20 protein-coding genes, 1 riboswitch and 1 other annotated feature (1 of these 22 running past the window's edge) are annotated in these 21085 nt (G+C 45.0%); of the genes, 13 read left to right on the top strand and 7 right to left on the bottom strand.

The features are described from left to right. The first annotated feature begins 14 nt into the window (after nt 1–14). The 12 genes from MHH46_RS21555 to MHH46_RS21500 all read left to right on the top strand — a co-directional run bounded on the left by MHH46_RS21555 (nt 15) and on the right by MHH46_RS21500 (nt 11307). Nucleotides 15–1220: a D-alanyl-D-alanine carboxypeptidase family protein gene (locus MHH46_RS21555; protein WP_076192224.1), complete on the top strand. Its 1206-nt coding sequence runs from the start codon at nt 15–17 to the stop codon at nt 1218–1220. A 38-nt stretch (nt 1221–1258) separates the two neighbouring features. Further along, nucleotides 1259–1924: a nucleoside recognition domain-containing protein gene (locus tag MHH46_RS21550; RefSeq protein WP_076127464.1), complete on the top strand. Its 666-nt coding sequence runs from the start codon at nt 1259–1261 to the stop codon at nt 1922–1924. A gap of 7 nt (nt 1925–1931) precedes the next feature. Further along, on the top strand, nt 1932–2465 hold the full coding sequence (locus MHH46_RS21545) for a spore maturation protein (RefSeq protein WP_036676158.1): 534 nt from the start codon (nt 1932–1934) through the stop codon (nt 2463–2465). Between the two features lie 60 nt (nt 2466–2525). Next, nucleotides 2526–2870: an N-acetylmuramoyl-L-alanine amidase gene (locus tag MHH46_RS21540; protein WP_038572446.1), complete on the top strand. Its 345-nt coding sequence runs from the start codon at nt 2526–2528 to the stop codon at nt 2868–2870. Nucleotides 2871–2890: 20 nt separating this feature from the next. Continuing rightward, a complete protein-coding gene (locus tag MHH46_RS21535) occupies nt 2891–3649 on the top strand; it encodes a pseudouridine synthase (protein ID WP_036676166.1) in 759 nt (252 codons plus the stop codon). Nucleotides 3650–3769: 120 nt separating this feature from the next. Beyond that, nucleotides 3770–4291: a redoxin domain-containing protein gene (locus MHH46_RS21530; RefSeq protein ID WP_038572444.1), complete on the top strand. Its 522-nt coding sequence runs from the start codon at nt 3770–3772 to the stop codon at nt 4289–4291. After that, nucleotides 4291–5976: a cytochrome c biogenesis protein ResB gene (locus MHH46_RS21525; RefSeq protein WP_076192222.1), complete on the top strand. Its 1686-nt coding sequence runs from the start codon at nt 4291–4293 to the stop codon at nt 5974–5976. The genes MHH46_RS21530 and MHH46_RS21525 overlap by 1 nt, the downstream gene beginning before the upstream one ends. Next, the gene (gene ccsA / locus MHH46_RS21520) at nt 5973–7235 is read left to right on the top strand and encodes a cytochrome c biogenesis protein CcsA (protein WP_036676173.1); all 1263 of its coding nucleotides are present in this window, start codon (nt 5973–5975) and stop codon (nt 7233–7235) included. Before MHH46_RS21525 ends, ccsA begins: the two co-directional genes overlap by 4 nt. Before the next feature lie 76 nt (nt 7236–7311). After that, a complete protein-coding gene (locus MHH46_RS21515; RefSeq protein ID WP_036676174.1) occupies nt 7312–8028 on the top strand; it encodes a response regulator transcription factor in 717 nt (238 codons plus the stop codon). Continuing rightward, nucleotides 8029–9465 carry an ATP-binding protein gene (locus MHH46_RS21510; RefSeq protein ID WP_076192220.1) on the top strand — a complete coding sequence of 479 codons (1437 nt, stop codon included), beginning with the start codon at nt 8029–8031 and terminating at the stop codon, nt 9463–9465. A gap of 118 nt (nt 9466–9583) precedes the next feature. Then, entirely contained in the window at nt 9584–11077 is a 1494-nt protein-coding gene (gene glpK / locus MHH46_RS21505) for a glycerol kinase GlpK (RefSeq protein WP_076192218.1), read from the top strand. A 14-nt stretch (nt 11078–11091) separates the two neighbouring features. Further along, on the top strand, nt 11092–11307 hold the full coding sequence (locus tag MHH46_RS21500; RefSeq protein ID WP_076184031.1) for a DNA-binding protein: 216 nt from the start codon (nt 11092–11094) through the stop codon (nt 11305–11307). A 76-nt stretch (nt 11308–11383) separates the two neighbouring features. Here MHH46_RS21500 and MHH46_RS21495 read toward each other — a convergent pair whose 3' ends face one another. The 6 genes from MHH46_RS21495 to MHH46_RS21470 all read right to left on the bottom strand — a co-directional run bounded on the left by MHH46_RS21495 (nt 11384) and on the right by MHH46_RS21470 (nt 17761). Further along, a complete protein-coding gene (locus tag MHH46_RS21495) occupies nt 11384–12376 on the bottom strand; it encodes a ketoacyl-ACP synthase III (protein WP_076184028.1) in 993 nt (330 codons plus the stop codon). 54 nt (nt 12377–12430) lie between these two features. After that, nucleotides 12431–12874, bottom strand: coding sequence for a hypothetical protein (locus MHH46_RS21490; protein WP_248548483.1), 444 nt, complete (start codon nt 12872–12874; stop codon nt 12431–12433). 112 nt (nt 12875–12986) lie between these two features. Continuing rightward, nucleotides 12987–13355: a carboxymuconolactone decarboxylase family protein gene (locus MHH46_RS21485; protein ID WP_036676184.1), complete on the bottom strand. Its 369-nt coding sequence runs from the start codon at nt 13353–13355 to the stop codon at nt 12987–12989. A gap of 10 nt (nt 13356–13365) precedes the next feature. Next, a complete protein-coding gene (locus MHH46_RS21480) occupies nt 13366–15006 on the bottom strand; it encodes a thiamine pyrophosphate-binding protein (protein WP_139329858.1) in 1641 nt (546 codons plus the stop codon). A 155-nt stretch (nt 15007–15161) separates the two neighbouring features. Then, nucleotides 15162–15258: riboswitch (cyclic di-GMP riboswitch) on the bottom strand. 174 nt (nt 15259–15432) lie between these two features. Then, nucleotides 15433–16683, bottom strand: a complete 1251-nt coding sequence (locus MHH46_RS21475; protein WP_036676188.1) for a methyl-accepting chemotaxis protein — start codon at nt 16681–16683, stop codon at nt 15433–15435. Nucleotides 16684–16804: 121 nt separating this feature from the next. Next, nucleotides 16805–17761: a YafY family protein gene (locus tag MHH46_RS21470; RefSeq protein ID WP_076192216.1), complete on the bottom strand. Its 957-nt coding sequence runs from the start codon at nt 17759–17761 to the stop codon at nt 16805–16807. Between the two features lie 159 nt (nt 17762–17920). On the opposite strand from MHH46_RS21470, the gene MHH46_RS21465 reads away from it, so the two are divergent. After that, entirely contained in the window at nt 17921–18754 is an 834-nt protein-coding gene (locus MHH46_RS21465) for an SDR family NAD(P)-dependent oxidoreductase (protein ID WP_076127482.1), read from the top strand. Between the two features lie 374 nt (nt 18755–19128). Here MHH46_RS21465 and serA read toward each other — a convergent pair whose 3' ends face one another. Beyond that, nucleotides 19129–20721 (bottom strand): phosphoglycerate dehydrogenase, encoded by a 1593-nt coding sequence (gene serA, locus MHH46_RS21460; RefSeq protein ID WP_036676193.1) that lies wholly within the window; start codon nt 20719–20721, stop codon nt 19129–19131. Between the two features lie 243 nt (nt 20722–20964). Beyond that, nucleotides 20965–21085: a binding site (T-box leader), on the bottom strand; it runs 110 nt beyond the window's last position.

Below are 21085 nucleotides of genomic sequence, written 5' to 3'. Positions count from 1 at the left end.
TAAGAAGCCGGAGGATGAACATGAAGACAATAACCCGTAAATGGCCATTCGCCTTAATATTGTGCCTTTCGCTGCTGCTTCTGGCGCCGCTATCTTCAATTCAGGCCGAGAACAGCTCTATCTCTACACATGCAAGAGCAGCGGCACTGATTGATGTGGAATCTGGGCGTATTTTGTACAGCAGCCGTGGGGATGAGCCTATGCTTATTGCCAGCTTGACCAAAATTATGACCGCCCTCGTCGCCATTGAGAATGGTGATTTAGCCTCTAAAGTCAAAGTAGGAAAAAATGCCTATGCGAAAGAAGGCTCTTCTATTTACTTGCAGCAGGGAGAAGAGATGACGCTGGAAAATATGCTGTATGGCCTGATGCTGCGCTCAGGGAATGATGCAGCAACGGCGATCGCTGAGCATATCGGTGGTTCTGAGGAAGGTTTTGTATACCTTATGAACGCTAAGGCTGAGGAGCTAGGGCTAACCCATACTCATTTTGCTAATCCCCATGGTCTTGACGCTGAAGGGCATTATTCTAGTGCTAACGACTTGGCTGTTCTGACCGCTTATGCTCTTCATAATCCTGTATTTAAAGAAATTGTGAAGACGCAGGAGAAAACTGCAGACAATCCAAATGAGAAATGGGATTACAAATGGAGAAACAAAAATAAGATGCTGTATTTATACGAGGGAGCGGACGGTGTAAAGACAGGTTATACAAAAAAAGCACTGCGCTGCCTTGTCAGCTCTGCCACCAGAAACGGCCAGCAGCTTGTCGCAGTTACTATAAATGACGGCGATGACTGGAATGATCATGCTTCCCTGCTAAACTTCGGGTTTAATCACTATCCGCTCAAAACACTGATCGAACGTGGTGATGCCGTGACGGGCTATAACTTTGTAACCTCCAAAACCTTTGCTTATCCACTTGGACAAGGTGAACAAAATAGAGTGATCACGAAACTTGTTTTAAATCAGAAGGAAAGTGCTTCAGCCGAAGCTACACGAGCGAATTTTGGATTGCAAGGAGCGCTTGTGCTGGAGCTGGGCGGAAAAGAAATAGGTCGCGTGCCGGTGTATACTCCTGAGAACCTGCCTCCTGAGCAATCTGCTTATATGAAAAAGTACAGTCCAACACTAGCACAGGCTTACCCGGCAAATAATTGGTTCCAGGCGCTGGGCAGTGCACTGAAGGCTCTATTTGAAATGGGAGCGAGTTCGAAATAAGAAAATGGGCTGATGAATGAAGAAGGAGGCGCGTATCCATGATTAACGGGATTTGGCTAGGAATGATCATCATCGGTTTTCTGTTCGCCGCCGTTAACGGCAGAATGGATGAGTTTACAGCCGCCGTATTCGACGGAGCCAAGAGTGGGGTAACGGTAAGTTTTGGCTTAATCAGTGTGCTTGTGTTCTGGCTTGGGATTATGAAGATAGCAGAAGATGCAGGTTTGCTTAAAAAGATTGCCAAGGTGCTTGGCCCTGTCGTAGCTTTTTTATTCCCTGATGTGCCGAAAGGGCATCCTGCCATAGGATATATTCTCTCCAATATGAGTGCTAATCTGCTCGGACTAGGCAATGCCGCAACGCCAATGGGCATCAAGGCGATGCAGGAGCTGCAAAAGCTCAACCCTGATAAAGAGACCGCGACACCAGCCATGTGTACTCTTCTAGCGCTTAACACAGCAAGCATTACGCTTATCCCGGCCACACTGATTGCCATCCGGTTAAACTATGGTTCAGCCGATCCCGCAGGCATAGTAGGTACAACACTTGCAGCAACGGCCGTGGCTACACTTGCAGCGATTGCGGCAGACCGGTTTTTCCGAAGGTTGACTTTATTGCGCAAACCGCCGAAGCCCCCTTCAGCAAAGTCCGGGGTTCCTCCTTTGGCGAAGACAACACTCCCTAATTCCTCATTGAAAGGGTGAACGTGATTTGTACCAGTTTATCAGTCTCATATCGGCATGGGCGATTCCGGTCATGATCACGTTCATCCCGCTCTATGCTTTTACGCGCAAAGTGCCAGTCTACGAATCCTTTGTTGAAGGTGCGAAAGATGGGTTTGGCACGGCCATTGCGATTATTCCCCATCTTGTGGGGATGCTGGTTGCGATCAGCGTTTTTCGCGCTTCCGGTGCGCTGGACTTTTTTATGGGCTTCATATCCCCAGCCCTGCGGGGGCTTGGTGTTCCGGCAGAAGTATTGCCGCTTGGTCTTTTGCGGCCGCTTACGGGGACTGGGTCGCTTGCTTACACTACGGATCTAATCCGTGTGCATGGTCCGGATTCTTTAATTGGTATGATTGCTTCCACCATACAGGGGAGCACAGATACTACGCTTTATGTTTTGACCGTTTACTTTGGGGCTGTAGGCGTACGGAATGGCCGTTATGCGCTTAAGGTTGGCCTGTTCTCCGATGTTGTCGGCTTTGTCGCCGCGATCGCTGTGTGTTTGCTATTATTTGGATAGTCACCCCATTGCCCCCCTGAACATATGCTATTGCAGCAATGTGGAGGGGGGCATTCCGCAATGAACTATAAAGGCTTTATTCTGCATCATTCTAGCTGCACATCCATTAACGGTAAAGGTTTTGACTTCTGGGTAGGAGTGGATGGCGCGATTTATGCAGCACCGCTACTGACAGATCCGGAGTATATTCATATTTGTTTGGAAGGTGATTTTGGTAAGGAAGTGGGCGATCCTCCAATATCCGGAAGGCAGGAGCAGCTTTTTGCAACGGCTAAACTTGTTTTAGAATTAGTAGAACGCTACCAAATCTCCCCTTTAATCATCGAACCCCACAATAATTCCTGCCCAGGAGCATTTTTTCCTTGGAATGAACTTGTGATTTATCCCTCTGATGGTTATCATTGATCTGAGGTGACTAGTCGAATATGGAAAGATTACAGAAAATTTTGGCGCAGGCCGGTGTGGCGTCCAGACGCAAGTGTGAAGAAATGATTTTGGCCGGTAAAGTGGAAGTCAACGGGGAACTCGTAACTACGCTTGGCACGAAGGTGGACCCCGCAACAGATATTATTAAAGTTTCCGGTAGACTGATCCGGGGCGAGAACAAAATCTATATTATGTTCAACAAACCTAAGGGAGTAATCACAAGCGCTTCCGATCCAAAGGGTCGTAAGGTTGTAACGGACTACCTAAAAGGAATTACTGAACGGGTTTACCCTGTAGGCCGGCTCGATTACGATACGGAAGGTTTGCTGCTGCTGACGAATGATGGGGACTTTGCTAACTTGCTGACTCATCCGAAGCATCATGTACCTAAGACGTATCATGCTACGGTCAAGGGTATACCGCATGGCACTGCATTGGACAAGCTGAAAGCTGGCATCAAGCTGGAAGATGGCATGACAGCGCCTGCGGAAGTAGAGTACAAGGATATTGATGAGGCAAATAAGGAAGCGGTTATCAGCATCACGATTCACGAGGGACGTAACCGTCAGGTACGACGCATGTTTGATGCGATTTCACACCCCGTACTCCGTCTGAAACGGATTTCATTCGGGGATATTATGCTGCAAAATCTCAAACGTGGCTCTTACCGTCATTTGACCAAGGATGAAATTAACCATCTGCAGCAAATTGCCAAAGCAGGATTGCTTAAAGAAAGAACTCCACGTAAAGAGTCATAAAGACACAGAATATTCACAATTAAACCCCCTAAAGCTGTGACGAAATTCGCTATAATGTTCATAGGATGTTCACACCTTACAACATAAGTATGAGTTGCGTCACAGAAGGGGGCTTTACGTGTGGGTAAAGCAAGAAAACCAATTCAAATCGTAATTCTGTTTCTAATTGTTATAGTGGGCGGTTATGCCATCGGTTCCTCTGTATTTGGGGGAAGCGGCAAACCAGAGGAAGGGAGCAAAGCACCTTCCTTTGATTTGCTTGGGCTTGACGGTCTGGCTCATACCCTAGACGAATATAAGGGCAAGACTATTGTGCTTAATTTCTGGGGCTCTTGGTGTGCACCTTGTGTCAAAGAAATGCCGGCTCTCCAAGCGCAATGGGAGAAATGGAAGGACAAAGACGTAGTGGTCTTAGGCATTAATGTGGGCGAAGACCGGATGACTGTCGAGAATTTTGTGAAGCAGGTAAACATCGATTTTCCGATTTTGATGGACACTGGACGTGATGCTGTACGAAGTTATGGTATTTCTCCGCTGCCAACTACCTTATTCATTAATTCCAAGGGTAAAATTGACAACATTCATATCGGCCAGCTTGATTTGAATTCACTTGATGATCAAATTGGGAAGCTGGTGGATTGATGAGTGAACGCGAGGCATTTATAACCAATACCAAATGTGAATGTGGTCACCAGAACCCTGTAGGTACTGTTTTATGCGAAGCATGCGGGAAGCCGTTGGGGAAGGAATCAGACTGGGGCGAGAATTTGGAAATGCGTTACGATGGCGTAGCTCGCCGATCTCAGCGCGTTAACCCGGGGATTATTGATCGGGTGTGGAACTTTTTCTCTTCCGTCAAAATAGCGATCTATCTGATCGTGTTGACACTTATAGGCTCTATGCTGGGGACGATTTTCCCGCAGGAGAGTACTTTTCTTAATATTGATGCCTCAGTTTATTACAAGCAAGAGTACGGAACAGCCGGATATATTTATCACAAACTTGGACTTTCACATACATACGAATCCTGGTGGTTTGTAACTCTACTCGTAATGATCGGCGCTTCACTTGTGATCTGTAGCTTGGATCGAGTACTTCCGCTCTATAAGGCTTTAACCAGACAGAAGATTCGGAAACATCGTCAGTTCTTAACTCGGCAAAAAGCTGTGTTAGTGACTGAAGTACAAGAGGAACCAGAAGCTTGGGTAGCCCGGGTAATTCAGCCTATGCGTAAAAAGGGCTATCGCGTGAAGACGGATGGAGGGGCTCTGCTGGCAGAGAAACATCGCTTCAGCCGCTGGGGACCTTATGTAATACATATTGGCTTAATTATTTTTTTACTTGCTGTATTAGCAAGAGGATTGCCGGGACTGAACATGGATCAGCATCTTGCTTTCCCGCAAGGGGAGATCACACAGATTCCGGACACCACCTATTATTTGAAAAATGAGAAATTTACCGTGGAGTTTTATACGGAGGAAGAGATGCCTGAGGAATTTCGCGGCAAAAAAATACTTCCAAAGCTATTCCAGACCCAAGCTGTGCTTTATGAATGCACCGCGGATTGTGGAGACCCTTCGAAGGAACCGCAGCTATCCGAGGTGACGAAACATGATATCCAAGTAAATTCACCTTTGGATTATAAAGGATTGAAAGCGTATCAGTTTGATTATGATCTGACCCCTGTGCTGCGTTCGGTACAGCCTGAGCTTAAGAATTCCACCACTGGCGAGGCGTACGGCAAATTTAAGCTGGACATGAAGAACCCTCAGCGGGCAATTCAGGCGGGTCCTTATACTTTAACTTTGAAAGAAAAGTATATGGATTTTGGTCTAAATGAGGAGGGTCAGCCGATTTCCAAATCACCTTATCCGAATGCACCTGCTTTTTTGTTCCTGATACAAGGTCCGGATCTCCCGGTGGAAGGGCAGCAGTATTTCTATTTTCCTAAACAGGTGGATAAGGCGCAGTTTCAACAGGCTGCCATTAACGATAAGCTTGGCGGGAGCAATAGATTTCTTGAGCTTGAAGTGGACAACATGAGCGACGTTGATTTTTCGGAATCGACTACTTACTTGAATATACGTATTGATCGTGCAATGCCGTTTGTATGGCTAGGTGCAGCAATCGTGATGCTGGGTTTAGTGCTTGGCTTCTACTGGCAGCATAGACGTATCTGGCTTACCGTTGCTAACGGGGAGCTTATCCTCGGAGGACATACGAACAAGAACTGGTTCGGGTTCCGCCGTGAGATCGTTTCTATTTTAGAAAAAGTAGATCTGGTAGTCGATGAAAAATCATTAGATAATGGAGGAGGCCTTTCATGAGCTTGCTCGACATCAGCAGCGCTGTCTTTATTGCCGCATTTTTATTATACAGCGGTTCGTTTATGTTATTCACTATCGCCATCATGGGTCGCAAGTGGTCAGGCCGCAAGCCGGAGGAACATACCGCACGTTGGGGCAAAATTGCTTTTATTTTCTCTTCAATAGGTCTTATCTTTCATCTTATTTATTTCTTTACACGCTGGGCGGGCTCAGGGCATATTCCGGTCAGCAACATGTATGAGTTCATGACTTTTTTATCGATGATGGTGATGGTTGCCTTTACTGTGATGTACGCTATTTATCGTAAGGTAATCTTGGGTCTTTTTGCAGTTCCAATCAGTATTATTGTGATGGCTTATGCCGCAGTATTTCCACAGGAAGTACAGCCGCTGATTCCATCTCTTCAATCGAACTACTTAAAGATTCACGTAACACTGGCTGCACTAGGTGAATCCTTCTTCGCAGTAGGGTTTGCGGCGGGACTGATGTATCTGCTGCGAACAGTCAATTTTTCCAGTAAAGAGAAGGCGGATCGCAAGCAACAGAGGCTGGTCGAATTTACTCTCTTTTCAATCATTGTTATAATTGGGTTTCTGGGTTCTGTTTTTGCATTCCGCGGAGCAGGCTATGAAACTGTTTTTGTCCGTCCGAACGTTACGATTGACAGCCCCGGGCAGGAAAATAGTACAATAGAGAAAGTGAGTTATCGAATGCCGCCGATTGTAGCACCTCACAATAGCGAAATTGAGAGCTTCCAGTCGTTTCTTGGCATAAAAGAACCACTCTTTGAGGCACCATCTTGGATGAATGGTGTAAATGCTGGACGGAAGTTTAATACTGTAATTTGGTCACTCCTTTCGGGATTAATCCTCTACGGAGTTCTTCGCTTGATCGTACGTAAACCGCTGGGCACTGCTTTACACCCAGTGATGGACGGAATTGATGAGGGCGATCTAGATGAGATTACGTATAGGGCGATAGCCATTGGCTTTCCTATTTTCACATTAGGCGCTTTGATCTTTGCAATGATATGGGCGCAAATCGCTTGGGGAAGATTCTGGGGATGGGATCCTAAGGAAGTCTGGGCGCTTGTCACTTGGCTCTTCTATAGCGCTTATCTTCATTTACGTTTGGCTCGTGGATGGCAAGGAAGAAAATCTGCCTGGCTGGCTGTGCTTGGCTTCCTGGTCGTAATGTTTACTCTGGTTGGCGTTAATTTAGTCATCGCCGGACTTCATTCTTACGCGGGGACGGACTGAGCATAGTTTACCTGTTAACGTTGCACAATGGTTTAAAGGTTACGTTCTACTGTATTGATGAAGGGGTTGTAGTGAAATGGCAGATCATTTAAACAGAATTCTGGTAGTGGATGATGAGGAACGCATTCGCCGCCTGCTAAAGATGTATCTTGAAAAAGAAGGTTATGAAATCGATGAAGCGGAAGACGGAGAAATCGCTCTTCGTAAAGCAACAGCAAATGACTACGGTCTAATTTTGCTGGATGTTATGCTGCCTGGCATCGATGGGATGGAAGTGCTGACAAGACTCAGAGGAGTGAAGTCAACACCGGTCTTAATGCTTACAGCTAAAGGCGAAGAGATCAACCGTGTCCAAGGCTTTGAGATGGGCGCAGACGATTATGTTGTGAAGCCCTTCAGTCCACGTGAAGTCATTTACCGGGTGAAGGCTATTATGCGCCGTTCTTCGGCAACTGCTTTCTTGTCCAAGGAGAGCAATTCCAGCAATAACATTGTATTTACTCATCTTATTATTGAACATGATGCTCACCGTGTGACTGCTGGTGGTGAAGAAGTAAGTTTGACACCTAAAGAATATGAACTTCTGCATTATTTGGCTATTTCGCCTGATAAAGTATTTTCTCGTGAAGAACTACTTAAGGATGTCTGGAATTATGAATTTTTCGGAGATTTGCGTACTGTAGATACTCACGTAAAACGTCTTCGTGAAAAACTGAATAAAGTATCACCGGAATCTGCAGCGATGATTACGACCGTATGGGGCGTAGGCTACAAACTAGAGGTACCTAAATAAGTGAACTTCTGGAGAAGTCTTGTCGGCAAACTGTGGGTTACGATCATCTGCCTGGTCGCTGTCGTGCTTATTACCTTGGGGTTATTTTTGCTTCCCTACATAGACAGTAACTTTGCCAATTCCGGAGATATCAAACGTTTATTTATGTATACTTGTATGATCGGATTTTCTTTGACGACATTTTTTGCATTGTTTTTGTTTACCAAAATTACTCAGCCGATGCAGCGTGTCATTGAAGCTGCGAATAACATTCGACGGGGTGAATACGGAACAAGGCTTACGCTTGTCACAAGTGATGAAATTGGCCAGTTGGCTACTTCCTTTAACCACATGGCTGAGGAGCTTGAAGAGAACATTCGCAGTCTGCATCATGAGAAGGGGCATCTGTCTAGCGTACTGCGCAGTATGAGCGATGCTGTGATCACCTTTGACATTGAAGGGCAGATTATTTTGACCAATCCGCACGGCCAAGCTCTGCTAGAGAGCTGGAGCGATTTGCAGTGGGAACATGCGAGTGATGCTGAGCTTCATCCCGAAACGGCTGAGAGCAGTGTTCCACCTCCCCTGCGTCCTTTATTTTTAAGCACCTTGAAGCAAGGTGGCGATGACCGCTCCAATGTACATGTACGGCAGGGCGTCTGGTCTGTTCATATGGCACCGTTATATTCTGAAGGCAGCATTCGGGGAGTAGTTGCTGTACTGCGGGATGTGACGGAAGAGGTGCGTCTGGAAAAGATGCGCAGAGACTTCGTAGCTAATGTCTCCCATGAAATCCGTACTCCATTGTCGATGATGCAAGGGTACAGTGAGGCTTTATTGGACGGGATGGCTTCATCCCCCGAAGAAAGCAGTGAGCTGATCCAGGTCATTCATGACGAATCACTGCGTATGGGGCGTCTGGTTAAGGATTTGCTTGATCTTGCCCGAATGGAAGCCGGACATACGGATATGATGAAAGCTCAGGTGGACATGAATGAACTGCTGGAACGAGTCTACCGTAAATTTTCTGTACGTGCGAAAGAGCGCGATATCCATCTTCACTTACAGCAAGAGAGTGATATTGCTGTTCTGAAGGCAGCGGATGAGGATAAGCTGGAACAAGTCTTAACCAATTTACTTGATAATGCTTTTCGCCACACACAGGGTGGCAAAAAAATCACGGTTCATACAGGAACTTGTGTATTAGAAGGCCGTTGTTATCTTGAGATTAAAATTCAGGATGAAGGGGTTGGAATTCCACCAGAGGATCTGCCGTATATATTTGACCGCTTCTACAAAGCTGATAAGGCGCGTGTACGGGGAGAATCAGGTGGAACGGGACTTGGGCTTGCGATTGTTAAAAATATTGTAGAGTCGCATCACGGGACCATCTCAGCTTCAAGCAAACTAGGCGAAAGTACAACCTTTACGCTAAGACTTCCTGTCGAAAAACAGTAATTCCAAACACAATGTGTGATAGCGCCTCTGACAGCAGAGGTGCTTTTTGTTGAAACAAACACATTAATCTTGTTCATCGTGGAACATATCTTGTAGGTTTTGCTTGGGAGGGCATAGAATGATTTTATCTTTAGACCAAGGTACTACCAGCTCACGAGCCATATTGTTCGATACGGAGGCTAAATGGGTCTCACAAGGTCAATATGAAGTTAAACAATCCTTCCCCCATCCAGGCTGGGTAGAGCATGACCCTGAGCAAATCTGGGCGTCACAGCTCGCAGCGGCAAGAGATGCGATTGCGCGGGGTGGCATAGCAGTTGAGGAGATCTCTGCCATCGGAATAACCAATCAGAGAGAAACAGCTTTAATCTGGGATAAAATAACGGGCAAACCGATATACCCTGCGATTGTGTGGCAGGACAGGCGTACTGCAGAGCAATGTGAAGAACTTAAAAGTAAAGGGCTGGAGCAAGTTATAGCGAGCAAGACGGGCCTTGTTGTAGATGCTTATTTCTCAGCTACCAAAATCTCCTGGATACTGGATCATGTGGATGGCGCCCGAGAACGGGCGAATCGTGGGGAACTTCTAGCAGGGACGATCGACAGCTGGTTAATTTGGAGACTTACTTGCGGAGCCGTACATGTCACTGATGTTACCAATGCCTCACGTACGATGCTGTTTAATCTTCATGAACGGTGCTGGGATGAAGAGCTAATGGAAGAGCTTCGTATTCCGCGTGCCATTCTGCCAGAAGTAAGAATGTCTGGCGGCGAATTTGGAGTAGCAGACAAACAGTGGTTCGGGGCGGACATTCCAATTCGCTCTGTACTTGGAGATCAACAGGCCGCATTGTTTGGACATACTTGTCTAGAACCCGGCAGTGCCAAAAACACCTATGGTACAGGCTGCTTTATTCTAATGAACACAGGCACAGAAGCTGTAGCCTCCAGCCATGGCTTGTTGACCACTGTAGCTTGGGGTATGGAAGATGAACTCTATTATGCTCTCGAGGGCAGTGTGTTCGTGGCCGGAGCGGCCGTTCAGTGGCTGCAGGAGGGGCTTGGTCTTATAGAGGATCCAGCAGGCTCAGAAGATAAAGCACGGGAAGTAGAGGACAGTGAAGGGGTTATCGTTGTGCCTGCGTTTACCGGACTGGGGGCACCCTATTGGGATATGTATGCCCGTGGAGCCATATTTGGCCTTACTAGAGGCACTACCTCAGGACATCTGGTACGAGCTACATTGGAGTCCTTAGCCTTTCAATCTAGAGATGTAATAGGAGCTATGGAAAAAGACGCAGGCATGCCATTGACCGGCCTTCGTGTGGATGGCGGAGCTGTGCGTAACGATTTGCTGATGCAATTCCAGTCTGATATCCTGGGCAGTGAGGTTACTAGAACAACCTATGCGGAGACAACAGCTTTGGGTGCGGCGCTTCTGGCCGGGTTAACATCCGGAGTGTGGACACGTGCCCAGCTAGAGAGCTTCAACAAGGCTGAGAGGGTCTTCTCGCCTGAGATGGGTATAACTGAGCGGGAAGGTCGTTACAACGCCTGGAAGGACGCTGTAGCGCGTACCATGGGTTGGGAGAAGCATGAAGGATATCAGTGATAAAGGGGCTGTATATGTCTATGGTTAACGGAACCGAATCTGATCTGCCGGGCGGACTATCTAAGCCGGCGCTTCGAGCCCTGCATGGGGCTGGATATGTTCAGCTTCAACAATTCAGCAAGCTTACGGAGGCAGAGCTTCTGCAGCTACATGGATTGGGGCCAAAGGCGATCGTTCTACTGCGGAGTGCTCTCGCGGAAAAGGGGCTCACCTTTGCAAGTAAGTCCTGATGTTGCGTTCATATTTATATTAAAAAGCGGCAAGCTTAGGTGAATCCCTAGCTTGCCGCTTTTTGTTATACAGCTCCTAATATTCAATAACAAATGCTACATTTTGCCAACCGGCGCCCACTGTCCAGAACAGGACTTTATCACCACGTTCGATCTTTCCAGTAGTTACAGCTTTATGTAGAGCAATAAATGGGCTGCTGGTAGAGGTATATCCGAATTCATCCCCTATGTATACCGCTACATTGCGATCAATGCCGACTTTCTCACACATCTCTAAGATATTAGGCAATGAAAACTGTGAGAAGCAGGCTGCTTTAATGGCTTCAGGCGCGATATTGTTGTTAGACAGTAGAGTACGAATAGACTCAGAAGCAGCATCTATGCAAATGGAATCATCAAAAGGAATAAACTTCACATTAAACTCTCCAGCCGCTACACCTTGCTTACCCAGTTTAGCCAGGCCTGCGCACGGGAATTTGGAATTATCGCAAACACAAGGATCCGTTTGGTAGATAGAGTCAATGAAACCGACTACATCCTCAGCCTGTTCAAGAATGACAGCCGCCGCTGCATCACCGAAGTTAGCGTAGTAGACTGGATCATTCTTATCGGCATGAGGGGTTACATAATCGGAGCCGATGACCAACGCTCGTTTAATCCTAGGATTCGCTTGCATCTGACGGCTAACCTGTTCCACAGAAGCCGTCATACCCGCACAATTAGCATTGCTGTCAATGCAGATTGTATGGGATGCGCCTTTGATCAAACGGTGAATCATTAATGAGTTGGTAGGAAAGATATACTCAGGAGTTTGACTTGCATAGGCAATAAGGTCGATATCGGCACCTGTGAGACTACTTTTCTCCAGAACATTCCTGGCAGCCTCAAAAGCCATCGTAAGGGAATTCTCATCCGCATCCTTAATACTATACCGTGTAATACGACCTAATGCGGATAATAGACCTCGAATATCAATGCCTTTTTCGTCAAAATGCTTAATGAAAAAGTCGTTACCAACTATATTGCTGGGATGATAGATATCAATGCCTTTAATACGAATTCCGGTCATAATACGCCTCCAGGAAAGCAGTAAAATGTGGCCTACATATTAAGACTAAAAGATCTAGACTGTAACCGCAGAAATGATCTCGATGTTATCGAGTCCAGCTTTACGGCCAAGACGGGAAAGCTGCATTTTGAGGATCGGGTTATTTTCAAGCGTTAGATTTACTTTTACAAATCCATCATTCTTAAACATTACAAAGCAGCTTTCTAAAAGAGGTACAACATCTGGTGCAGTTACATTTAGCTTTCTGCAGTCGATTTTTAGTTCATAGTCAGCTGGAGTAATTGGATTGATAGTTTGTTGATAAGCTTGAATAGATTTTAGACCATCTTCTTCAGAAAATGTTCCATCTAACTCAATGTTAATAACCTTGTTTGTAGTGTCTGTCTTCAAAACGAAACTTCCCATGCCTAAATCTCTCCCATAGATTGAATTTGTCCAAAACAGTTCGACTGCAATATCCAGCCATGTATATCCATTTAGCTGTTTTATAAAAGTCAAAATTCGACACTATACAGCAAGTAATGGGATATTCCGACTCTATTATAGGCATATTTTTCAAGTATATGCAATAATAAAGTCGAATTTTGTATATTGTTGTCGAACTGTTGGGTTATTGGATTTCTTCTATGGTTGCAAGCAGGATATTAAAAGCTGTGATGATTCTAGGTGCCCCTATAACGGGTACTAAGTGTAATAGAATACCTTTAAGCTGTTCTACGGTAACTCCAACACGAAGGGCCATGACATAATGAACGCCCAACTGTTCGAATTGACCCATTGAAATTAAAGATGAAATGACTGCGATTTCCTTCCAGTCAGGGGCTATAGTATTACGTTGAAAAATATCGCCATAGGCATTCCCCATAATAAATTCAGCCAAGTCAGGGAAGTGGTCTTTAATTGGAGCTAGTGCTTTTGCGCCATAGTCTCCTGATAGATTCGTGAAGTGGTTGAGACCACTGTTGATATTTTCCTTCATGGTTAGCCTCCTAGTTTAGGTTCAAAGTACGGTGTGCAGTCGGAGGGACTTCATCACGGTCTGTTAGTAGTTCAATAACGGCAACATGGTTTAGAGCTACCGCATCTTTAATTGCAGCTGTGAATTCATCCGCAGTCTCACATTTGTAGCCTTTAGCACCTAGAGATTCAGCGAATTTCACGGCGTCCATTGGTACTTCATATAGAGTTCCATCGATACGACCTGTGGTTTTCTCCATACCCTTAAGAGCCATATCTAGTTGCTTATTATTGACCACGATAAAGATGACAGGGATATCTTTGCAGACAGCGGTGTTAATCTCAGCGCCGAGCATCATGAAACAACCATCACCTGTAATGCAGAGGACAGTTTCTTCAGGAGCTGCAACTTTTGCACCAATAGCCATGCCGATCGAATTACCCATGCAAGCAAAATACGCATCAAAAACAAAGCTGCCCGGTTTCTTAACCTTGTACCATTTTGCAGCGTGGAATCCATGACTTCCATCATCAACGAAAATTGAATTATTATAAGGGATCAAATCACTTAAAGTGCTCATTACCGAAGCAAGGGAAAGATTCTTGAGGGTTGGAAGCTCTTCTGAATAATCCGCATCGGCCAAAGCCTCACGTTTGGTGATTGTGCTTGGGTCAATATGATTTAGGCAGTGCACCAAATTATCGCGCAGGTCCCCAGTGACCGGTATCGTTTTGGACAATAGTATTTTTCCGACAAAGGTTGGATCAATATCAAATTGAATTAAAGTTGCTGGATGATTCTCCCGTTTAAGATTACAGATGGTCATATCACTTAAACGTGATCCAAGCACTATAAATAAATCGCTTTTATTCAATAAATCGTCCCCGTGGGTCGAACCGCCAACGCCAATAGGACCATGATAGAGTGGGTGATCCCAGACTATAGCCCCTTTTCCACCTGGAGATGTTACTACAGGAATATTAAAAGTTTCTGCGAGTTGAACAAGCTCTTTATGTGCTCCGGAGCGGTTAATTCCTTTACCCGCAATAATCAAAGGATTCTTAGCAGCTTGAATAGCATCGATGACTCTATCGATATTAGCTTGACTAATTAGAGATTCTCTTTCTGGGATTACTATATTGCATTCTTCCAATACTTCAGTTTGTACATCAAAAGGAATACAAAGATGAACAGGACCCCGTTTGGTCAGGGCCACAGAAATCGCATGATTAAAAATAGTACCAAAGTGATCCCCACGTTCAACCAATTTACTGAACAAGGTGGCAGGTCTGAACATATCAGCTAAATCAGCCAGAAAAGAGGTGGAGTCCTGACATTGAGGAATTCCAAGCTCTGTAATGGATTGGTGGCCGGTAATAAATAGGACAGGTAGGTTGTTAGCTTTCGCATGTGCTGCTGCTGTAAGCAGGTTAGTTCCCCCAGGACCCGAAGTACCAAATGCTACGCCTAGGTTACCCGTTTTCAGCGCATACCCTGCTGCTTCGAATCCGGAGCTTGCTTCATGTCTGCCGGGAATAAATTCAATACCGTAATCCACCATCTTTAGAACAATTGGACAAATGGATTTGCCAATGATCCCAAAAGAATGGGTGACTCCAAGGTTACGTAGTGCTTCCGCCATGTAATCTGCGACTGTCTTCAAAAGAAACACCTCACAAGTTTTTTGATATATATTAGTTATTAATCTACCGAATAGATACGACAGATCAATATACTCAAAAAGTAAAAACCTGTGCTCTATAGTAAGCACAGGTTGGTGGCATAAGGCACCGCTAAGACTGAACAATAGTTCAGCCGTCCTGGTTCCTCTGCAACCTGGCAATCATGGCCTCAAACGAAAAAATGAGGCTGTAGATCCATGGTTTTGCGTCATCCTCTTTCGAGGATTTTGCCAATATTAATTTATAGTTGATAAGAATAATTTTCCTTTACAATATATTCCTCATTAATTTTTGTCAACATAATCCGCTAAAAAAACTCGAAATTTGACGAAAGTCTTGTCCAAGAGATGAAGTTTTGCCTCGCGAAAAAAACTGCCACCTAAGACTCAGCTTAGGTGGCAGTTGATAGTTTTGAACTAGAATTTAAAGATATGAATGGTTTTTTGCAGATTAAATACGGCCTGGGTCATTTTTTCCGTTTCTTCTGCAACAGACTGCAGGGCATTAATCTGTTCATTCATAGCCGCCGATACCTCTTCCGTGCCAGCAGCAGTTTCTTCGGTGATTGCTGAGATATTCTCAATTGCACTGGAAATTTTCAAGGCACTTTCTAGCATAAGATCGCTCTCCGCAGAGAATGAAGAGATTTGCTCGGTAATGTACTGCACGCTTTGTACAATTTGTGCGAAAATATGGGCAGATTGAGTGATCATTTCATTCTGAACCTGCACAACCTCTTCATTGATGGCGATATTATCGATGGCTTGTTTAATATCTGACTCAATGCTGCGGACCAAGCCGAATACTTCTTTTGTGGATGCCGTAGATTCCTCAGCAAGCTTGCGGACCTCTTGAGCTACAACGGCAAAACCCCGACCATGCTCTCCGGCACGAGCAGCTTCGATGGAGGCATTCAGTGACAGCAGGTTGGTCTGCTCAGCGATCTCTGTGATGGTCTTGGTGATCATCGTAATCCCGCGGGCATTTTGTGAGAGAGCTTCAATAGTATCAGCCACTTTTTGTGTAGCCTCTATGTTTTTACGCATGCCTTCAGCCTGTGTATCTACGGATTGGCGCCCTTGCTCGACAAGTTCTAAGGTATGTATTGAACGTCTGTTCATTTCTTTGGTGGAGTTCGTATAATTGGATACTTTAGTTTCAATGTCTTTAATGGATTCTGTCATATCAGCGATATCCGTAGATATTTCATTTGCACCAAGAGCGAGCTCAGTAGAAGAAGAGGCTACTTGTGCCATGACAATTTTCAGGTTCTGGTTCTTATCTTCGATTCCGCGGCTTGCATCCATAACTTGACGGGTGATCTGCGATGCATCGGTCAAAATCTTCTTGAGCTTATCAATCATTGTGTTAAAGGAGCGGCTTACGTCACCCATTGAACCATTTTCGTCCGCTCTGCTAGTGAAATCACCCTTCGAAATACTGTGAGATACATTAGCAATATCATCAAAAGATGATGTAAGCGTTCTCTCCACGAAGCGAGCAACAGGTAAAGTCAGACCTGCAAGAACAACTACTAGTATAATTCCTACGAGAAATTGACCTAGAATCATTAACGTAACTAAGACAGGAATAGCAAACAGTGCGGCAACGAGGTAACATCCGGCAACAATTCTTTGTTTTAACGGAAGTTTGTGCATCCAGCTCATTGGTAAAATGTCCCCCTTATTAAATTTTATGTAATGGTGTTATTATAGGGGATTTATAGGTCATTGGTCTATAGAGAAGTGTCATAAATCTTCTTTAAGTAGTAGATATTTAGGATTCATGTCAAAATTCCTCATATATTGTGGAAATTGTTTTAATAGCAGACTTTACCATCCTTACTAGTTCGATAGGAGCTAAAACAATAACTGAAGGAGAGAAAGAGAGTACGATACGACAGGCAGATTCTATAGCATTAAACTCGGCCTCCACGTTCATCCACCCAGTATTAGCAGAGGGTTCTACTAAAGTTATAGTTACATATCTTTCACGTTGTAATTCTTTAAGAATAGACTCATTCACCTTTAAGTTCACTACATATTTTGGCAGTGCTGCTTTAAAAGCTAAAGTCGATTGTTCCCAGTAGCTTTTTAAATCAAAAGCCTCAGGTCTGACAAATGATTCATAAGTTGCGTCAGCTTGTATTAATCTCGACACGCGAAAAGTCCGCATTTCACCCTCGGTTCGTGCCACTACATACCAAACTCCACGTTTTGCGACTAACCCGAGAGGTTCAATGAAACGCTCCTTCATCTCGTCATTCCGTGGGTAAGTGATCTTTACTTTACGGTCTTCCCAAACAGCTTCCTGCAGGACAGATAGGAACGGATATGTCTCGTCGGAAGGGTGCCAGCTGGCACCATCAATATGAATGCGCTGGCTCAGGTAACTGGCTGGATTATTCGGCCTGGATGGGGAAGCAGCCTCCAGCTTAAGCACGGCAGAAGAGAAGTCGTTTTGTATACCCAGATCTTTTAAGATTGAGGAGTCTGCGGACAGCAGCAGTGTAGCAATTTCTGAGGGCTTCATACCCGTTAAGGAGGTCCGGTATCCTTCTGTGAGTATCCAACCTCCTTCGCGTCCCCGTTCGGCAAGAATCGGTATTCCCGCTGTACATAAGGCTTCCATATCTCTAAACACAGTTCGTTCAGACACTTCTAAGGTCTGGGCTAGCTCACGGGACGTCATCTTTCCACGATTTTGCAGCAAAAGTAAGATGGATAACAAACGATCGGCTCTCATTAAGGGAACATTCCTCCTCCTAATAAATGTTAGTTAGTTCTTAATTAATTATTATATTATATATGTCAGTTGATGTCATATTAAAGAATTATACTTATATAAGGTAAGGATTAAATACAGAACATTTAGAGAAAAACAAGTGTAGAAAGGATTGAGAACATGACTTTAAAAGGAAAAGTAGCATTGGTCACCGGAGGCAGCAGAGGTGCTGGTAGAGGAATTGCATTGGAGCTGGCAAGGAAAGGTGCATTCGTTTATATTACGGGCAGAACGACAGAGGCTTCTGGCATAGAGCATAGCAAGCGGAGCATTGATAACGTACTTAGGGAAATAAAAGCGGAGGGAGGGTCCGGCAGCGCCATACGATGTGATCATACAAAAGATCAGGAGACAGAGGCGGTCATTCGCCAGATTGCTTCAGAGCAAGGAAAGCTTGATATTTTAGTCAATAATGTATGGGGCGGCAACGATTTACCTATTGAGCAGAAGTCTTTCTGGGAGCTTCCTACAGCGCATTGGGACAATATGTTTAATGCGGGTGTGAGGGCACAGTTGATAACAAATTATTATGCAATACCATTAATGCGTGAGGCAAAAGCTGGCGGTCTAATCATCCACACAACCTTTTGGGATCATTACAAATATCTTGGAAACTTCTATTATGATCTTTCTAAAAACTCACTTGTCCGCATGGCCTACGGGTTATCGAATGAGCTTAAAGAGGACAACATTGCAGTTATTCCGCTTACTCCGGGCTGGATGAGGACAGAGGCGGTGTTGGAGAGCATGAACACGGATGAGGAGCATTGGCATGAGGTTGAAGAATTGCAGATGACTGAATCCACAACCTATATCGGTAGAGCAGCCGCTGCTCTAGCAGCCGATCCTAAGGTCATGTCTATGACCGGACAACCGCAGCAGGTTGCTAAGCTGGCTGAAAAGTATGGATTTACAGACATCGATGGTCGGACTGTTCCCGCATTCTTAGTCTAAACAGCAAACTTGATCTGTTTGATCCCATATGTGCGTGTGAAGCAGTATAGGACACAGCTGATCTATAATGCAGTATTTTCGTATATTTAGAACGCTATCGGTCCCCAGAGACGCTATTGATAGGCAAAGCACCTGATTTAGCTCTCTTTTTGAGGAATAGTGGCACCAGAGTCCGAAACCCTGCTTCAAAGGCGAAATTATTGCATATAAGGTCATCTGGGTCCGTAACCTCAAGGGCGTACGTAAGCCTCCACGAGGGTACTCAATTCGATATTGTAAATGAAGCCGAAACGGGTCAACGATCAACAACAAAAGCAGCGAAACTCCTATAAGAGGAGGATCGCTGCTCTGTTGTTTGATTTCTATCGTATTGCTTACAGAAGAATGATTTCTTCGGCAGTGTTGATTTCTGGCAGGCCAGCAAGCTTCACAAGCACATGAGTAGGTACAGCTTTATCAACGGTCAGCAGCATGATTGCTTCGCCACCAACGATTTTACGTCCCACTTGCATGGAGGCGATATTGACATCATTTTCGCCCAGCAATGTGCCCACAAGTCCGATAATCCCTGGTTTGTCGTTATGGGATACTACAATTTGATGTCCTTCAGGAGCGATATCAACCGGGAACTTGTTCACTTGAACAATTCTTTCTCCATAACCTTGCAGCAATGTTCCGGCTACGAGACGTTCTTGGTCGTGATCTGTTTTAAGGGTCACGGTAATCAGATTAGTGAAGCCTTTAGTTTTGGAAGCTTTAGTTATTACTACATTAACGTCGCGTGTTTTTGCCAAGTGCATGGAGTTAACGATGTTAACATCCTCAGCGAAGTGGCGGGAGAGCACGCCTTTCACAATATAGCGGGTAAGTGGTTGGGTATCGACATCTGACAGATCACCCGCATACTCAACATGGATTTCACGAATAGCACTATCTGTAATCTGGGTAACAAAGCTGCCCAGCTTCTCACCAAGTGTGAAGTAAGGCTGGAGTTTGTTCATTACGCTTGGAGCAACTGGAGGAATATTTACAGCATTGATGAACGGTTCATTACGCAGAATATGCAGTACTTGTTCCGATACATCGATCGCTACATTCTCCTGAGCTTCAATTGTAGAAGCGCCCAAGTGAGGAGTCACGATAATTTTTGGATGCGACAAGAATGGGTGATCTGCTTGTGGCGGTTCTTTTTCGAATACGTCAAATGCAGCGCCAGCAACAATACCGCTATCAATAGCTTCTACTAACGCCATTTCATCAATTACACCACCACGGGCACAGTTGATGATGCGCATTCCCTTTTTCATCACTTCAAATTGCGGGCGGGAAATCATATGGCGTGTTTCCGGAGTAAGTGGAGTGTGCACAGTAATGAAGTCTGCTCCGCGGACTACATCGTCAACGGAAGCTAATTTTACTTCCAGTTTCTCAGCACGCTCAGCAGTTAAGAAAGGATCAAAAGCAAGGATTTCCATGCCGAAAGCTTTGGCACGTTTTGCCACTTCGCTACCGATTCTGCCCATTCCCAGTACACCTAAAGTTTTGCCGCGAAGTTCTACACCCACGAAGGTTTTTCTATCCCAGGTTCCACCAATTGTTTTTGCGTAAGCTTGTGGAATGTGACGGGCCAAAGCCATCATCATTGCAAAAGCATGCTCACAAGTTGTAATGGTATTTCCATCAGGAGCGTTGATAACAACAACCCCACGTTGAGTAGCAGCTTCCAGCTTGATATTATCTACACCCACACCTGCACGACCAATGACCTTTAAGTTTTTTCCAGCTTCGATAATTTTTTCAGTTACTGTAGTTTGACTGCGGACGAGTAGACCATCATATTCACCGATGATTGCAACGAGCTCATCTTCACTGAGACCTGTTTTTTTGTCTACAACTACATCTGTTGCGTCCATCAATTGCTGAATGCCCAAATCACTGATTGGATCCGATACTAATACTTTAAACATGGTTTCTTATCCCCCTTAAAGTTGAAAAGCTTTATATGTCGAGGACGCCCTGATGGGCAGTCCACAATACCAGAAGGTTCACGAACTAGTAGAGAAAAACATGTAATAATAGTAGATCAACGCGGTGTCGCACAAAAGAAACAGCGTGCAAGAGTACCGCGAAATCGGTAACTTTGGGCATAAGGTAGTATTTATGGGGGATTAGGGAATTAAAAAAACTCCCAACCCCATACTACTGCCGTAGTAAGGGACGAGAGTTATCTTCGTGGTACCACCCTAATTCACTGCAACTTGGAAGAAGCAGCCTCATTGGCCTGCATAGGCCACACTGTTAACGGAGTTGATCCGATTGTACCTACTTTAA

Source organism: Paenibacillus sp. FSL H8-0175, from assembly GCF_045040615.1.
Lineage (GTDB): Bacteria > Bacillota > Bacilli > Paenibacillales > Paenibacillaceae > Paenibacillus_AQ > Paenibacillus_AQ odorifer.
This window is presented reverse-complemented; position numbering and strand designations above follow the sequence as displayed.

Coding starts and splice junctions, on each gene's coding strand:
- MHH46_RS21555 (WP_076192224.1), top strand. CDS start 15: ATGAACATGAAGACAATAACCCGTAAATGGCCATTCGCCTTAATATTG.
- MHH46_RS21550 (WP_076127464.1), top strand. CDS start 1,259: ATGATTAACGGGATTTGGCTAGGAATGATCATCATCGGTTTTCTGTTC.
- MHH46_RS21540 (WP_038572446.1), top strand. CDS start 2,526: ATGAACTATAAAGGCTTTATTCTGCATCATTCTAGCTGCACATCCATT.
- MHH46_RS21535 (WP_036676166.1), top strand. CDS start 2,891: ATGGAAAGATTACAGAAAATTTTGGCGCAGGCCGGTGTGGCGTCCAGA.
- MHH46_RS21525 (WP_076192222.1), top strand. CDS start 4,291: ATGAGTGAACGCGAGGCATTTATAACCAATACCAAATGTGAATGTGGT.
- ccsA (WP_036676173.1), top strand. CDS start 5,973: ATGAGCTTGCTCGACATCAGCAGCGCTGTCTTTATTGCCGCATTTTTA.
- MHH46_RS21515 (WP_036676174.1), top strand. CDS start 7,312: ATGGCAGATCATTTAAACAGAATTCTGGTAGTGGATGATGAGGAACGC.
- glpK (WP_076192218.1), top strand. CDS start 9,584: ATGATTTTATCTTTAGACCAAGGTACTACCAGCTCACGAGCCATATTG.
- MHH46_RS21500 (WP_076184031.1), top strand. CDS start 11,092: ATGTCTATGGTTAACGGAACCGAATCTGATCTGCCGGGCGGACTATCT.
- MHH46_RS21495 (WP_076184028.1), bottom strand. CDS start 12,376: ATGACCGGAATTCGTATTAAAGGCATTGATATCTATCATCCCAGCAAT.
- MHH46_RS21485 (WP_036676184.1), bottom strand. CDS start 13,355: ATGAAGGAAAATATCAACAGTGGTCTCAACCACTTCACGAATCTATCA.
- MHH46_RS21475 (WP_036676188.1), bottom strand. CDS start 16,683: ATGAGCTGGATGCACAAACTTCCGTTAAAACAAAGAATTGTTGCCGGA.
- MHH46_RS21470 (WP_076192216.1), bottom strand. CDS start 17,761: ATGAGAGCCGATCGTTTGTTATCCATCTTACTTTTGCTGCAAAATCGT.
- MHH46_RS21465 (WP_076127482.1), top strand. CDS start 17,921: ATGACTTTAAAAGGAAAAGTAGCATTGGTCACCGGAGGCAGCAGAGGT.
- serA (WP_036676193.1), bottom strand. CDS start 20,721: ATGTTTAAAGTATTAGTATCGGATCCAATCAGTGATTTGGGCATTCAG.